12 protein-coding genes are annotated in these 14788 nt (G+C 68.2%); 9 read left to right on the forward strand and 3 right to left on the reverse strand.

What is annotated here, in order from left to right; all coding sequences use genetic code 11:
- Nucleotide 1 precedes the first annotated feature (1 nt).
- On the reverse strand, nt 2-1300 hold the full coding sequence (locus tag BCEP18194_RS30855) for an MFS transporter (RefSeq protein ID WP_011355219.1): 1299 nt from the start codon (nt 1298-1300) through the stop codon (nt 2-4).
- Between the two features lie 123 nt (nt 1301-1423).
- Between BCEP18194_RS30855 and BCEP18194_RS30860 the strand changes: the two genes are divergently transcribed.
- Nucleotides 1424-2320, forward strand: coding sequence for a LysR family transcriptional regulator (locus BCEP18194_RS30860; RefSeq protein ID WP_011355220.1), 897 nt, complete (start codon nt 1424-1426; stop codon nt 2318-2320).
- A gap of 93 nt (nt 2321-2413) precedes the next feature.
- Nucleotides 2414-3085 (forward strand): cation diffusion facilitator family transporter, encoded by a 672-nt coding sequence (locus tag BCEP18194_RS30865; RefSeq protein WP_011355221.1) that lies wholly within the window; start codon nt 2414-2416, stop codon nt 3083-3085.
- A gap of 192 nt (nt 3086-3277) precedes the next feature.
- Here BCEP18194_RS30865 and BCEP18194_RS30870 read toward each other — a convergent pair whose 3' ends face one another.
- A complete protein-coding gene (locus BCEP18194_RS30870) occupies nt 3278-4468 on the reverse strand; it encodes a helix-turn-helix transcriptional regulator (RefSeq protein WP_041493308.1) in 1191 nt (396 codons plus the stop codon).
- A gap of 281 nt (nt 4469-4749) precedes the next feature.
- Between BCEP18194_RS30870 and BCEP18194_RS30875 the strand changes: the two genes are divergently transcribed.
- From BCEP18194_RS30875 to BCEP18194_RS30895, 5 genes are all read left to right on the forward strand, one after another.
- A complete protein-coding gene (locus BCEP18194_RS30875; RefSeq protein WP_011355223.1) occupies nt 4750-5688 on the forward strand; it encodes an alpha/beta hydrolase in 939 nt (312 codons plus the stop codon).
- Nucleotides 5685-6809, forward strand: a complete 1125-nt coding sequence (ribBA, locus tag BCEP18194_RS30880) for a bifunctional 3,4-dihydroxy-2-butanone-4-phosphate synthase/GTP cyclohydrolase II (protein WP_011355224.1) — start codon at nt 5685-5687, stop codon at nt 6807-6809. The genes BCEP18194_RS30875 and ribBA overlap by 4 nt, the downstream gene beginning before the upstream one ends.
- Before the next feature lie 152 nt (nt 6810-6961).
- The gene (locus BCEP18194_RS30885) at nt 6962-7390 is read left to right on the forward strand and encodes a helix-turn-helix domain-containing protein (RefSeq protein WP_011355225.1); all 429 of its coding nucleotides are present in this window, start codon (nt 6962-6964) and stop codon (nt 7388-7390) included.
- Nucleotides 7391-7392: 2 nt separating this feature from the next.
- Nucleotides 7393-8733, forward strand: coding sequence for a type II toxin-antitoxin system HipA family toxin (locus tag BCEP18194_RS30890; RefSeq protein ID WP_011355226.1), 1341 nt, complete (start codon nt 7393-7395; stop codon nt 8731-8733).
- Between the two features lie 430 nt (nt 8734-9163).
- Complete coding sequence (locus BCEP18194_RS30895; protein WP_041493309.1) at nt 9164-10399, forward strand: NADH:flavin oxidoreductase; 1236 nt, start codon at nt 9164-9166, stop codon at nt 10397-10399.
- 42 nt (nt 10400-10441) lie between these two features.
- Here the strand turns inward: BCEP18194_RS30895 and BCEP18194_RS30900 are convergent, their stop codons facing one another.
- A complete protein-coding gene (locus tag BCEP18194_RS30900) occupies nt 10442-11569 on the reverse strand; it encodes a 4-hydroxyphenylpyruvate dioxygenase family protein (protein WP_011355228.1) in 1128 nt (375 codons plus the stop codon).
- Nucleotides 11570-11925: 356 nt separating this feature from the next.
- Between BCEP18194_RS30900 and shiA the strand changes: the two genes are divergently transcribed.
- Together shiA and BCEP18194_RS30910 are read left to right on the forward strand one after the other, a co-directional pair.
- Nucleotides 11926-13233: a shikimate transporter gene (shiA, locus tag BCEP18194_RS30905; RefSeq protein ID WP_011355229.1), complete on the forward strand. Its 1308-nt coding sequence runs from the start codon at nt 11926-11928 to the stop codon at nt 13231-13233.
- Between the two features lie 217 nt (nt 13234-13450).
- Entirely contained in the window at nt 13451-14752 is a 1302-nt protein-coding gene (locus tag BCEP18194_RS30910) for a UDP-N-acetylglucosamine 1-carboxyvinyltransferase (RefSeq protein WP_041493310.1), read from the forward strand.
- The last annotated feature ends 36 nt before the right edge of the window (nt 14753-14788 follow it).

Raw genomic sequence — 14788 nt, forward strand, 5'->3', positions numbered from 1 at the left:
CCTACAGCGACGCCTCGGCGCGCGGCTGGCTTTCGGTATCCGCGTTGCCGGCCGGCGCCGCGCCGGACAGCCGGCGGGTGCCCGTTTCGGGCAGGAACCACACCGCGATCACGACCAGCCCGTACGCGATGCCCGCGTCGATGCCGAGTGCCGTGCCGAGCGGCAGCGACTCGCCCATCCGTCCGACCAGCACCGGGAAGCCGGCCGATACGATGCGGCCGAAGTTGTAGCAAAAGCCGACGCCGCGGCCGCGCACGTTGCGCGGGTAAAGCTCGTTGAACAGCGTGCCGAGCGTCGCCGGAATGCCGGCCGAGAACAGGCCGAGCGGGAAACCGAGCAGCAGCATCGCGACGTCGTTCAGCGGCAGGAACACGTACAGGTTCACCATCACCGCGCAGCACGCGGCGAACAGCATCACGTTGCGACGGCGGCCGATCCGGTCCTGCAGGTACGCGCTGAGGAAGCAGCCGCAGATGAACGCGACGATCACGACCGCGAGATATGCGCCGGTGCCCAGCACCGACAGGTGGCGCTCGGTCTTCAGGTAGGTCGGCAGCCAGATCGTGATCGCGTGATAGCCGCCGTGCGCACCGACGCCAATCAGCCCGCCGACCACCGTCGCGCGCACCACGGAGCGGTCGAAGATGCCGATCGTCGGCCCTTCGTCGGCGCTCGCCGTTGCCTGCGCCGATGCGTCGACCGGCGTCGCCGCGCGCGGCGGCTCCGGAATCGCGCGGCGGATATACAGCACCAGCAGTGCGGGCAGCGCGCCGATCGCGAACAGCACGCGCCACGCCCATTCGGCCGGCAGCCACGCGAACACCAGCATGTACAGCAGCACGGCCCCGCCCCAGCCGAAGCCCCAGGCACTCTGCACGATGCCCATCGCCTTGCCGCGATGACGCGCGCCGACCGTTTCGGCGAGCAGCACCGCGCCGGCGGTCCACTCGCCGCCGAACCCGAGCCCCTGCAGCGCCTTCAGCACCAGCAACTGCTCGAAGTTCTGTGCGAACGCGCTCAGGAACGTGAACAGCGAGAACCAGCACACGGTGATCTGCAGCGCCCGCACGCGCCCGTAGCGATCGGCGATCATCCCGGCCAGCAACCCGCCGAGCGCGCCCGATACGAGCGTCGCGCCGCCGATCAGGCCGGCCTGCCCCTTGCCGATGCCCCAGGTCGTGAGCAGCACGGGGATCACGAGACTGAACATCTGCGTGTCGAGCCCGTCGAGTGCCCAGCCGGCAAAGCAGCCGCGCAAGGTGCGCCGTTCGGTCGTCGATAGCTCGCGGGTCCAGTTCAATGCGGGTCTCCTCGTGGGGTCATTCCGTCGCCGGGCGCCGGATGTCGTGGCTCGATGAGCATCCTATGAAGCGTGGGGATAATTCGCTACTATGTTTTGAATAATTATTCATAACGTGAGCTTATGGAAATCAGGCACGTTCGCTACTTCCTCGCGATCGTCGATACCGGCAGTTTCACGCGCGCGGCCAACGAACTTGGCATTGCGCAGCCGGCGCTCAGCCAGGCGCTGAACCGGATGGAGAAGGAACTGGGGGTCCGGCTGTTCGATCGCTCGCGGCGCGGGGCCACGCTGACGGCGGCCGGCCTCGCGATGGTCGACGACCTGCGCCTGAGCCTCGCGCGCCTCGACGCGGCCGCGCACCGGGCCGGCGAGATCGGCGCGCAGCGCGCCGGGCGCCTGACGATCGGGTTCGTCAGCGCCGCGCTGTTCGACACGCTGCCGCGCGCGATCCGCGCGCTGCGCGAAAGCACGCCCGACGTCGAACTCGTGATGCGCGAGATGAGCAATGCCGAGCAGGCGATCGCGCTCGAGCGCGGCGAGATCGACATCGGGCTGCTGCATACGCCGGTCCCCGTCAACGGCCGAATGCGCGAGAAGCTGATCCGGCGCGATCCGCTCGTCGCCGTGCTGCCGAAGGATTTCCGGCGCCAGCCCGACGGCACGGTCACGCTGGAGGATCTCGCCGGCACCGGCCTCGTGTGGTTTCCGCACGACCAGTTGCCGCTGATCCGCGCCGGCATCCTCAGCGCATTCCGGCAGGCCGGGCACCCGGTCGACATCGTGCTCGACGTGAACCGCACGCTCACCGTGGTCTCGTGCGTCGCCGCCGGATGCGGCGTGTCGCTGCTGCCGCAGTCGATCCATACGTTCGCGTTCGAAGGCGTCGCCTACGGCACCGTCCGCGATGGCGCCGCGCTGCCGCTGTTCGAACTCGGCGCGATCTGGCCCGCGCGGTCGCGCCCGACACTCGCGGATCGCTTCGCCGCGCTGCTGCCGTCGGCGGACGGCCAGCGCTGACAGGCCGGGCCGCGTCCGGCGCCTGTCATGGAGCTGCCACCGTCGACCGGTAGCGTTCGGGTCTGACCCACGCTATCGACAGACGAATCCGCCATGCAGCGCACGTCGCGCGCCACGCCCCACGTTTATGCGGCCACGTCCCGCGCCCTCGCCGTCAGTCTCGCGATCAACCTGCTGCTGCTCGTCGTCGAGACGGTCGCGGCGTGGTCCGCGCATTCGTCGGGGTTGCTCGCGGACGTCGCACACGCGGCGATCGATCTCGCAGCCGATGCCCTGATCCTCGTTGCGTGCCGGCTCGACGCGCGCCTGCCGCCGGAGCGACGCCCGACCTACGAACCGCTCGCGCTCGCGGGCCTCGGCGCGTTGCTCGTTGCGACCGGCGCGCAGATGATCTGGCATGCGACGAACCGGTTCGCGACGCCGCCCGTCGTGCAGCCGGGCGCAACGACGCTCGCACTCGTCGCCGTCACGCTCGCCGGCAAGGCCGTGCTGTCGCACTGGATGCTGCGCAAGGCGCGCGAGACGGGTTCAGCGTTGCTCGAGGCGAGCGGCTGGCATGTGCGGACCGATGCGCTGTCGTCGCTGCTGGCGGCGCTCGCGATGAGCGCGGCACTGGTCGGCTTCGGCCGTCTCGACGATCTGGCGGCGCTCGCGATCGGCGCGCTTGTGATCCGTACGGGTGTCGGTTTCATCCGGCGCGGCTGTGCGCAGTGGCCCGCGCTGTCGGCATGGGCCGATCGGTCGACGCGTGGCTCGCGAACGTAGGGAGCATCGCGCTGCATCGCGGGTGGCAAGGTAGCTGCCATCTGCTGCGCTGAATGGAAAGAGGCTCGCACCGTGCGAGCCTCTTTTGCATGCGGTCAACGCCATCGTCGTGCGACACACGACGCGTTGACTCACGTCGATGTATCGCCAGACGAATGCGGCCGGTTCCGATGAATCGGCCTTGGCGGTCGCTTACCCGAGCGGCACGACGCTCCCGAGCAGAATCCGCACGAGCGTCGCCTGGCGCGTGACACCCGTCTTCGAGAAGATCGCGCGCAGGTGCGTGCGCGCCGTGTTCTTGCTGATCCCCGATTCCTCCGCAGCCTCCTCGAGCGTCAGCCCGTTCGTCAGCAGCAACGCGAGCGACGTCTCGGCGGGCGTCAGGTCGAACAGCTTGCGGATGATTTCCTGCGCGCCCTGCGGCTTGCGGTCCGGATCGCGCAGGAACAGCGTGACGGCCGGCCGCCGCTTGTTGTCCTCCGACCAGTCGGACAGCAGCACCGTGCGCACCAGCAGCCCGAGGCGCGGCTTGTCGAAGCTGCGCGTGATCGGCATCGCCTCGACGGTCGCCGCGGCCGTGCCGTGGTGCCCCATCACCGCATGGCGGATCAGGCGCTTCAGCGTGCGGTTCTCCTGCGCATCGGTCGCCTCGATCGTGCCGCGCGCAATCGTCAGACCGTTGTTCTGCTTGAGGATCTCGTCGGCCACGCTGTTCAGGTCGATGATCGTGCCGTTCTCGTCGAGCGTGATCGTGCCGATCTGCATCCGGTTGATCGCGTTCGCATAGATCGAGCGTTCGACCTCGGCCGTGTCGAGCCGCGAATGCAATTCCACCGCGCGCTTCAGGTGCGGCAGCAGTAGCGCGCAGATCGCCTTGTCGCGTGCGGAGAACTGCTTCGACGCGTGGTTGCGGCACACGCGGAAACGGCACTCGACGCCCGACGACGTGCGCAGGTCGGCGCCGAGGATATAGCGCACGTCCTGCGGCTTCAGGAACTGCTTGTACAGCTCGCTCGACAGCCAGCCCGTGTCGCCGAACACGTCGTCGACCGTGACCACGCGATCGGCCGGCAGGCCGACGAACGGGTCGAGTGAATAGTAGTAGTTGTTGTACGACGCCTCGCCGTCGCCCGGCACCACCGGGCCGAATTCCGACGCGTGCACGGACAGCGGCGCGCGGCGGTCGCTCGCGGCCGCGCGCAGGATCAGCGTCACGTAGTTGGCCTGCAGCCAGCGACGGACGAGTTCAAGCGCACCGGCCCACGGCGGCGTCTCCAGCGGCCCCTGGTAGATGCGCGCCATCAGCTCGCTGAAATCCGCGACGCCGATGTCGGCCTCGTCACTGGTTGCCTGGCTCTCTTGCGGAGCCCATCTCGTCTCCATCAGCACGCTCCATCCTCCATACGACATGTTTCCGGCGCGACCCAACCGCGCCGCCATGATTAAGACGCGTCTAAATTCCGGCGTCATCGGGAGATTCACTGAATGGTGAGAATTGGCCATCCGTGCAAACGAACCATCGTCCGATCGGATGATGTGGCGCCCTGCCCGCTGCGCTGGAATGCCCGTCAGGCCGTGCCGGCAAGCGTCCGGCGCGGACTCAGGGAAAACCGCGACACGGGTTTACCTGATTCAAACCGCATACGATTCAGACAGGAGTCCCCATGCCGCTCGACCCACAGGCGCAGGCGCTGCTCGCCGCGTTCGCCCAGGCACCCGCGATCGATTTCGCGCAACTCACCGTTCCCGCGTATCGCGCGAGTCTTGCCGACGGCGGCGCGTTTGCCCCAGGCGACGCTGTCGTCGCCGAAGAGGACTGGCAGATTCCCGCGTCGGGCCGTCAGTTGTCCGCACGGTTGTATCGCCCCGCGGTCGACGGGCCGTTGCCGCTGACCGTGTTCTTCCACGGCGGCGGCTTCGTGTCGTGCGGGATCGATACGCACGCGAACCTGTGCCGCAGCCTCGCGGCCCGTGCGCGCACGCTCGTGCTGTCGGTCGACTACCGGCTTGCGCCCGAGGCGCGCTTCCCGGCTGCCGCGCACGACGCATGCGACGCCATGCGCTGGGCCGCCGCCAGCGCGCGCGATCTCGGCGCACGCGCCGGCGCGCTGGCCGTGGCCGGCGACAGCGCCGGCGGCAATCTCGCGGCAGTCGCCGCACTGCAGTTGCGTGGCTCGGGCATTGCGATCGCGCACCAGTTGCTGCTGTATCCGGTCGTCGATTGCGCGACCGAGCATCCGTCGTACGAAACGCTCGGCAACGGCTATTTCCTGACGGCGGACATGATGCGCTGGTTCAAGCGCCAGTATTTCGACGAAGGCGCCGATCGCGCGTCGCCGCTTGCGAGCCCGCTCGCTGCGCCGGACGTCGCGGGCGCGGCACCGGCTACGATCGTCAGCGCCGAATTCGATCCGCTGCGCGACGAGGCCGAAGCGTATGCGCTGCGTCTCGCGCAGGCCGGCACGCCGGTGACGCTCGTGCGCTGGCCTGGGCAGCTTCACGGTTTCGCGAGCATGCTCGGCGCCGTCGATGCGGCCGACCGCGTGCTGACCTTCGGCGCCGATGCGCTGCGCCGCGCGTTCGACGCGACGGAGGCACCATGACGCTCGCCGGCACGCTGGAGATCGTCGACGAGCTGCGGGCGGGCCGGATGGTCCTGCTCGTCGATGAAGAGGATCGCGAGAACGAAGGCGATCTCGTGATCGCGGCCGATCATGTGACACCCGACGCGATCAATTTCATGGCGCGCTTCGGGCGCGGGCTGATCTGCCTGACGCTGACCGCCGAGCGCTGCGAGCAGCTGAAGCTACCGCCGATGGCCGATCACAACGGTACGCCGTTCGGTACCGCGTTCACCGTCAGCATCGAGGCGGCCGAAGGCGTGACCACCGGCATTTCGGCGGCCGATCGCGCGCATACGATCCGTGCGGCGGTGCGGGCCGGCGCCCGCCCGGACGATCTCGTGCAGCCCGGCCACGTGTTCCCGATCGCCGCGCGCCCGGGCGGCGTGCTCGTGCGTGCGGGGCACACCGAGGCCGGCTGCGATCTCGCGGCGCTCGCCGGGCTCACGCCCGCGTCGGTGATCTGCGAGGTGATGAACGACGACGGCACGATGGCTCGGCTACCCGAGCTGAAGGTGTTCGCCGCGCAGCACGGGCTGAAGATCGGCACGATCGCCGACCTGATCCATTACCGGCGTGAGCACGAATCGCTCGTCGAACGCGTCGGCGAGCGGCCGCTGCATACGCCGTGGGGACGATTCCGCGCGATCGAGTATCGCGACACCGTGCACGGCGCGCCGCATCTCGCGCTCGTGCGCGGCGAGCCCGATCCGTCGACGCCCGTGCTGACGCGTGTGCACGAATGCCATTCGCTGCTCGACCTGCTCGATGCGGAGCCGTCCGCGCATTCGTGGCCACTGCACGCCGCGCTGCAACGGATCGACGCGGCCGGCTGCGGGGTGGCGGTGCTGCTCGACTGCGACATGCGCGGCGACCCGATGCGGGCGCCGGCCAGCCATGCGCGCCGCGACGGACGCGTGACGGGAATCGGCTCGCAGATCCTGCGCGAGCTTGGCGTGCGGCGGCTGAACGTGCTGTCGAGCCCGTTCCGGCTGCCTGCGCTGTCGGGACACGACCTGGAGATCATGGCGTTCATTCCGCTGGGCGACGACGATCCGGAAAGCGCGCGGGGTGCGCTCGCGAGCCCGCTGCGAGTGGCGTGAAGCGTTGACACGGGATGGCAGGCGGGTTTTTCGCTTGACAGGCGATCGTTTGTTTTTTCTGGATACAGTCTCTGGTTTGTATTTTGACAATACATGCCATAGACTGTATTTTTCGATTACAAACGATCGCCTGTTATTCTGCGGAGCGCCCAATGGCCTTTCCTGTCCAGACCCTGACCCAGCTGCGTCCGATACTCGTCGGCTTCCGGAAAGCCGCGGGCCTCACGCAGGCGCAATTGGCCGCCCGCCTGGGCGTCACGCAGCAATCCTACGCGCAGCTCGAGGCCAACCCGTCGGCTGTCAGCATCGAGCGGCTCTTCAAGGTGCTGAACACGCTCGGCGTTCACATGACGCTCGCCCTGGGCAAGCAGGACGTGTCGGCGGCATCGGCCGATCCGGCTCCCGCGCCCGATGCCGCACCGGCGGTGCGCAAACCGGCCGCGAGCAAACGCAAGCAGGATACGGCGCGCGGCACCACGCCGGCCCAGAATCCAGCCAAACCCGCAACCGGCGCCAAGCGCAAGCGGCCCGCGACCACAACACCCGGCAAGCCACGGGTTTCGAAGCGGGAGGACTGGTGACGATGGCCACGCGTGCTCGCCACGACCGGCTCGACCTGTGGATGAACGGCATTCCGGTCGGCTACTGGGAAGTCCGGCGCGGCGTCGAGCGTCTCGTCTACCTGCCGACGTGGCTCGACGATCCACAGGGGCGGCCGCTGTCGCTCTCGCTGCCCTTCACGCCCGGGAACCAGCCGCACCAGGGCACGATCGTCGCCGATTACTTCGACAACCTGCTGCCGGACAGCGAGCCGATCCGCCGCCGCATCGCCCAGCGTTACCGGCTTCGATCGACGGCGCCGTTCGAACTGCTCGCGTCGATCGGCCGCGATTGCGTCGGCGCGGTCCAGATGCTGCCGCCCGGCGAAACGCCTGTCGATCTCGAGTCGATCGACGGCACGGCGCTCGATGACGCGGCCGTTGCCGACGTGCTGCGCCACGCGACCGCCGCGCCGCTGCCTGGCCGCGCGGAGCCGGAAGGCGACCTGCGCCTGTCGATTGCCGGTGCGCAGGAAAAGACCGCGTTGCTGCGTCAGGGAAACCGCTGGCTGCGGCCGTCCGGCAGCACGCCGACGACGCACATCTTCAAGCTGCCGCTCGGGCGCGTCGGAAACATGCAGGCCGACATGCGGACGTCCGTCGAAAACGAATGGCTGTGCTCGAAGCTCGTCGCCGCATACGGTTTGCCGGTCGCACCGTGCGAAATCGGCCGGTTCGACGACCAGAAGGCGCTGATCGTCGAGCGCTTCGACCGGCGTCCGTCGCGCGACCGCACGTGGATCCTGCGGTTGCCGCAGGAGGACATGTGCCAGGCGACCGGCACGCCCTCCGGCGCGAAATACGAATCCGACGGCGGCCCCGGCATCGAGACGATCATGGGCATCCTCGCGAATTCGGCCGACGCCGCACCCGACCGAATGAATTTCTTCGTCGCGCAGTTGGTGTTCTGGGTGCTGGCGGCGATCGACGGCCACGCAAAGAACTTCAGCATCGCGCACCTGCCCGGCAACACGTACCGCAGCACACCGCTGTACGACGTGCTGTCCGCGCATCCGATCATCGGCACGCGCCGCAACCAGCTTCCGCCGCGCCGCGCGCGGCTCGCGATGGCCGTGTGCGGGAAGAACCGGCACTACGTGATCGGCGAGATCCAGTCGCGCCACTGGATCGCGCAGGGCCGGCGGGTCGGCTTGACCGAAGATGACGTGCGCGCTGCGATGGCGGCCGTCGTCGCACGCACGGAACCCGCGATCGCCGAAGCCGCCGCGCAGATTCCGGCGGATTTTCCGGCGGACGTGGCGGACGCCATCTTCGACGGCATGCGTCGGCAGGCGCGCAAGCTGGGAGCGGGCGATCTCGCGTAATGGCTCGACAGTTGGCGGTCGGGTTTGGCGCGGGCTTGAGCGTCTGGTGGCTTCCGATGCGCTGACTCGACGCCACGTTCGTTACAGGTTGCGCTGGCGCATCGGCCGGGCTTGAGAACCGGATACGGCGATTCAATACACCGACTCGACAGATCATCCGGGTCGGACTGACACATCCGCCGCCATCGAGATCCCGTTGGGCACCGGTTGCGCCGGCGCATCGGCCCTCACCCGGACTGAGCCGGTGCATCCGCCGCGATGCTGGACCAAACGCAGCCGGCAACCCATCACGCCGGATGACACTGTTCGCGGATCGTGAGGCCGGCCCGGGTGGCCCCCGTCAGCCCTCCGGCTCATCCACCCGGACGATGCGCGCCTGCACCACCGCCGCACAATGGTCGCCGTGCCCATTCCCGACGCCCGCCCCCTCATGGAATCCGTCGACCTCACAACCGCGTTCAGCCCGCTGCAGATCGGCCCGCTGACGCTGCGCAACCGCCTGATCAAGTCCGCCACCAATGAGGGCATGACGCCGAACGGCGTGCCGTCGCGCGCGCTCGTGCGCTTTCACGAACGCATCGCCGAAGGCGGCGCCGCGCTGACGACCGTCGCATACTGCGCGATCAGCGACGACGGCCGCACGTTCGTCGACCAGGCACGGCTCGACGTGCCGACGGTGCGCCAGTTCCGCGCGCTGACCGACGCCGTCCATCGCCACGGCGCTGCGGCATCGGCGCAGATCACGCACGGCGGCTGCTTCACGTTCCTGCCTTCGCTGTCGACCAGACGGCCGTTGAGCGCATCGGGCGGCCTCAACAAGGTCGGCGTGATGAGCGGCCGCTTCCTGAAGCAGGCGATGACGCGCGACCAGATGTCGACCATCGCCGATGAATTCGCGCAGGCCGCACGCCATGCGCGCGACGCCGGCTTCGATGCAGTCGAGATCCACATGGGCCACGGCTATCTGCTCAGCCAGTTCCTGTCGCCGCTATATAACCGCCGTCGCGATGCGTACGGCGGCGACGCGACACGGCGCGCCACGTTCCCGGTCGAGGTGCTGCGCCGCGTGCTCGATGCGGTGGGCCGCGATCTCGCCGTCGTCTGCAAGATCGGCGTGACCGAAGGCGTGCGCGGCGGTGGTACGGCCGACGACGCGTGCGAAATCGCGCGGCGGCTCGAAGCCGAAGGCGCCCACCTGCTTGTGCTCAGCGGCGGGATGAACGTCGAATCGGTGTGGCAACTGTTCGGCAGCCCGTTGCCCGGCGAGGCGCGCGCGAATGCCGACAACGCGATCGTGCGCACCGCGATGGCGCTGCAGAAGCTCACCGAGCCGAAGATGGGCGCGTTTCGCGAGATGTATTTCCTCGAGCACTCGAAGAAGGTGCGCGCGGCCGTCAGGATGCCGCTCGCTTACCTCGGCGGCGTGCGTTCACGCGGGAACGTCGAGCTGGCGATGCGCGAAGGGTTCGACGCAGTCGCGCTCGCACGCGCGCTCGTGTTCGAGCCGGACTTCGTCAACGGGCTGCGCGACGGCCGGCTCGCGCAGTCGGGCTGCACGTCGTGCAACCGCTGTGTCGTGTCGATGTACACGCCGGGCGGCACCGCGTGCGTGCTGCGCGAGCCGAACGACCCCGCGCCGAACCGCGTGCCGGCCGCGGGCGCGTGAGGCTTGCCGTGTAACGCGTGATGCCCGGGGCCTCGCAGTCGCTCAGCCGGCGTCGCGCGCGCGGGCGAGCGCCGCGAGATTCCCTTCCCCGAACCCGTGGTGCCCCTTGCGCTGCACGACTTCGAAGAAGATCTCGCCCGGCCGGCGCTTGACGAAGGTCTGGAAGAACAGACGCGGCACGCCGTCGCTGCCGATCTCGCCGTCGACCAGCACCGCGCGACGGCGCAGCGCATCGAGATCGACACCGTGCCCCGGCAACCGCGCGTCGACGTCGTCGTAATAGCGGGCGGGCGGCTCGATGAATTCGACGCCGTTCGCTCGCAGCGCATCGACGCAGGACAGGATGTCGTCGGTGGCCAGCGCGACGTGCTGCACCCCTTCGCCCGGATGGTCGGGCAGATACGCATGCATCAGCTCGGTGCGCCGCGTGCCTTCCTCATAGACCGGAATCCGCACCGCGCCGCACGGCGACACCATCACACGCGATTCCTCGGACACATGCCAGTGCGCGTCGATTTCGTGGATTTCGCGAAAATGCAGCAGGTCGTGGTAGAAATCCAGCCACTCCTGCATGCGGCCCGCGCCGACGGTCTGCGTGAAATGATCGACCTGCTGCAGCCCGACGCCCACGCATTCGAGATCAGTATGCGCGGTCGCGATGTCGATCGGCCGAAAATCGATGTCGAAGATGGAAATATCGCCGACGCCGCCGCGCTGGCCGTCACGCCCGCGCCAGCGGTCGACGAAATAAAGGTGCGAATCGCCGATGCCCTGGATCGCCGGAATCTTCAATTCGCCGACGCCGACCTTCTCGCCTTCGAACGCCCACGCGCCGAGCTCGATCGCCCGCTCGAACGCGCGCCGGGCGCTAGCCACGCGCAGCCCGATCGCGCAGACGCCCATCCCGTATTCCTCCGCGTAGCGCGCGGCGAACGAATCGGGCTCGGCATTGATCAGGAAATGCATCTGCCCTTGCCGGTACAGCGTGACGTTCTTGCTGACATGCCGCGCGATCGCCTTGAACCCGAGCTGCTCGAAGCGCTGCGCGAGCGCCTCCGGCACGGGCGCCGCGAATTCGACAAATTCGAGGCCGGCCATCCCGAGCGGATTGGCAGCCGGATCGGCAACGGGCGGCGTATCGCTGGACAGGGGGTGGGAATTGCCGGGCATTCCAGTCTCCGGGGGCATGCGTCGATGGGGATGGCGCCTGTTGCGTGCGGCATGCGCGGCCAGGGTGGCGACCGCGCATCCGCCCCGAACGGGCGAGTTATCAATGCTGCAGATTTTAACCAGTTCGTTCACGGCGGCACACCCTGGCCAAACGGGATATCGTCATGCCGCCTAGTGCAAACCCGGAAAGCGTTCGATAATCGCACGGACTTGAACGATAATCGCGCACTCTGTCCGATTGGCCAATTGCCGCCATGCGGCGCGCGCCCTATTCTCCGTTCACTCATCGACTTCAATGCAGCATCGGACGCGGCGCCGCCACGATTCCTCGATGCGCCGTGCCAGGAGACACCGCCATGACCCCAACCTTCGACACCCTCGACGCCGCCGCCAGCGCCCGCATACGCAGCCAGGCCCGCAAGGCCGCGATCGGCAGCTTCGTCGGCGCCGTTGTCGACTGGTACGACTTCCTGCTGTACGGGATCGTCGCCGCGCTGGTATTCAATTCCGAGTTTTTCCCGAAAGTCAGCCCGACGATGGGCACGCTCGCCGCGTTCGCGACCTTCGGCGTCGGCTTCCTGTTCCGGCCGCTCGGCGGCGTCGTGTTCGGCCATTATGGGGACCGGCTCGGCCGCAAGCGGATGCTGGTGCTGACCGTGATGCTGATGGGGCTGTCGACGGTCGCGATCGGCCTGCTGCCGGCGTTCTCGACGATCGGCTGGTGGGCACCCGTGCTGCTGGTGCTGATGCGCGCGATCCAGGGTTTCGCGGTCGGTGGCGAATGGGGCGGCGCGGCGCTGATGGCCGTCGAAAGCGCGCCGAAGCAGAAAAAGGCGTTTTACAGCAGCGGCGTGCAGGTCGGCTACGGTGTCGGCCTCGTGCTGGCCACGGGCATCGTGTCGATCCTGAGCCACACGCTCGGCGAGGCCGCATTCAAGTCGTGGGGCTGGCGCCTGCCGTTCGTGTTCAGCATCGTGCTCGTGCTGATCGGGCTGTGGGTGCGCAAGAACATGGACGAATCGCAGGAGTTCGTCGAGAAAGTCGAACACGGCAACCGCAAACTGCGCCTGCCGGTACTGGAGGCGCTCACGCGCCATCCGAAGGCATTCCTGCTGATCATCGCGTTGCGCCTCGCCGAACTGTTCACGATGTATATCGTTACCGCGTTCGCGCTCAGCTATTCGACGACCAACCTCGGCATGTCGCGCGACCTGTTCCTGAACATCGGCCTGCTGGTGGGCGCCGTGAGCTGCGTGACGATCCCGTGTTTCGCGTGGCTGGCCGACCGCTACGGCCTGCGCCGCATCTACCTGATCGGCGCGCTGATCGGCGTCGCGTCGGCGGTGCCGTTCTTCATCGCGCTGGAGGCACGATCGATCGCGTGGATCGTGATCTTCTCGATCCTGCTTGCCAATGCGGCACACGACATGGTCGTGAGCGTCCAGCAGCCGCTGTTCACCGAGTTGTTCGGCGCCGAATACCGCTACAGCGGCGCGGGCGTCGGCTACCAGTTCGCGAGCGTGGTCGGCGGCGGGTTCACGCCGTTCATTGCGGTCGGCCTCGTCAGCGTGGCCGGCGGTTCGTGGCACCTCGTCGCCGGTTATCTCGCGGTGGGCTGCCTGATTTCGCTGGTGGTCGCCGCGCGGATGCGGGCGGCGCAGTAACAGCCTCACCGGATGGCCGGCCAGCCCCGCGGCCGGCCATCACGCATTGCTCGACGGCGACCGGCAACGGCGCCACTGCGTCGAGTGCGTGCGCGCGACGTCAAACACTGTCAGTTACACGCCGCGATTCCCCCTTTTCCCCTCTGAACATTCCACGCCGCCCGCCGACCAATGGCATCATATGGGCCTACGTCAGTCACCGATACGCCCCCATATCATGTCGAATCTCATCGTCCACGGCGGCACTCCGCTGCGCGGGGACATCAAGCCGTCCGCGAACAAGAACGCCGTCCTGCCGATTCTGTGCGCCACCCTGTTGACCGATCAGCCGCTGCGCCTCATCGGCGTGCCGGATATCACCGACGTGCGCAAGATCCTCGACATCTTCCGCACGCTCGGCAGCGACGTGTCGGTCGACTTCACGACGGGCCTGCTCGAACTCCACCATCGCAACACGAAGTTCGATCCGGCCGTCCATCGGCTGCCGGAAGCGATGCGCTCGTCGATCATGCTGATCCCGCCGCTGCTCGCGCGCTTCGGTGTCGCGCGCCTCGAGAACGACGTGAAGGGCTGCACGCTCGGCGTGCGCGAGATCGATCCGCACGTCGAGGTGTTCGAGCGCTTCGGCGCGCACATCGAGCGCACGCCCGATTCGCTGATCGTCCGCACCGACGGCCCGCTGACGGCCAACGACCACTGGCTCGACTACGCGTCGGTGACGACCACCGAGAACTTCGCGCTGTGCGCGACGACCGCGAACGGCACGTCGACGCTGATGAATGCCGCGTCCGAGCCGCACGTGCAGGAGTTCTGCCAGTTCCTCGCGATGATCGGCGTCGCGATCGAGGGCATCGGCACGTCGCGGCTGTGCGTGACGGGCGGCCAAAAGCTCGGCGGCGGCGAGTTCCGCTTCGCCGAGGATTTCCACGAGATCGCGACGTTCCTCGCGCTCGGCGCGATCACGGGCGGCGACATCACGGTGCGCAACTCGTCGCCCGAGCACTTCCCGCTGATCGATCGCACGTTCGCGAAATTCGGCGTCAACGTCACGCACCGCGACGGCTGGTCGCGCGCGGAACGCGACGGCCCGCTGCGCGTGCGCCGGCCGTTCACGCAGAACATCCTCACCAAGGTCGAAGCCGCGCCGTGGCCGTACCTGCCGGTCGACCTGCTGCCGATCTTCATCGCGCTCGGCGTGCGCGCGGAAGGCAGCGCGATGTTCTGGAACAAGGTGTACGACGGTGCGCTCGGCTGGTCTGGCGAACTGTCGAAGTTCGGCGCGCACGTGCTGCTGTCCGATCCGCACCGGCTGATCACGTTCGGCGGGCTGCAACTGACGCCGGCGCGCGTCGAGAGCCCGTACATCATCCGCGTCGCGATCGCGCTGCTGATGGTGGCCGCGAGCATCGAAGGCCGCTCGGAAATCATGAACGCGCTGCCGATCCGCCGCGCGCACCCGCACTTCGTCGAGAACCTGCGCTCGGTCGGCGCGAACGTCGAGTGGACGAGCAGCGAGTAAAACCCTGACGGTACGGCGCCGGTCATCCGGGCGCCG

The sequence above is a fragment of the Burkholderia lata genome, from assembly GCF_000012945.1.
In the GTDB taxonomy this organism is placed as follows: domain Bacteria; phylum Pseudomonadota; class Gammaproteobacteria; order Burkholderiales; family Burkholderiaceae; genus Burkholderia; species Burkholderia lata.

Bases quoted from the DNA above. Each gene is read 5' to 3' on its own strand.
- BCEP18194_RS30860 (WP_011355220.1), top strand. From the start codon at position 1,424: ATGGAAATCAGGCACGTTCGCTACTTCCTCGCGATCGTCGATACCGGC.
- BCEP18194_RS30865 (WP_011355221.1), top strand. From the start codon at position 2,414: ATGCAGCGCACGTCGCGCGCCACGCCCCACGTTTATGCGGCCACGTCC.
- BCEP18194_RS30870 (WP_041493308.1), bottom strand. From the start codon at position 4,468: ATGGAGACGAGATGGGCTCCGCAAGAGAGCCAGGCAACCAGTGACGAG.
- BCEP18194_RS30875 (WP_011355223.1), top strand. From the start codon at position 4,750: ATGCCGCTCGACCCACAGGCGCAGGCGCTGCTCGCCGCGTTCGCCCAG.
- ribBA (WP_011355224.1), top strand. From the start codon at position 5,685: ATGACGCTCGCCGGCACGCTGGAGATCGTCGACGAGCTGCGGGCGGGC.
- BCEP18194_RS30885 (WP_011355225.1), top strand. From the start codon at position 6,962: ATGGCCTTTCCTGTCCAGACCCTGACCCAGCTGCGTCCGATACTCGTC.
- BCEP18194_RS30890 (WP_011355226.1), top strand. From the start codon at position 7,393: ATGGCCACGCGTGCTCGCCACGACCGGCTCGACCTGTGGATGAACGGC.
- BCEP18194_RS30895 (WP_041493309.1), top strand. From the start codon at position 9,164: ATGGAATCCGTCGACCTCACAACCGCGTTCAGCCCGCTGCAGATCGGC.
- BCEP18194_RS30900 (WP_011355228.1), bottom strand. From the start codon at position 11,569: ATGCCCGGCAATTCCCACCCCCTGTCCAGCGATACGCCGCCCGTTGCC.
- shiA (WP_011355229.1), top strand. From the start codon at position 11,926: ATGACCCCAACCTTCGACACCCTCGACGCCGCCGCCAGCGCCCGCATA.
- BCEP18194_RS30910 (WP_041493310.1), top strand. From the start codon at position 13,451: ATGTCGAATCTCATCGTCCACGGCGGCACTCCGCTGCGCGGGGACATC.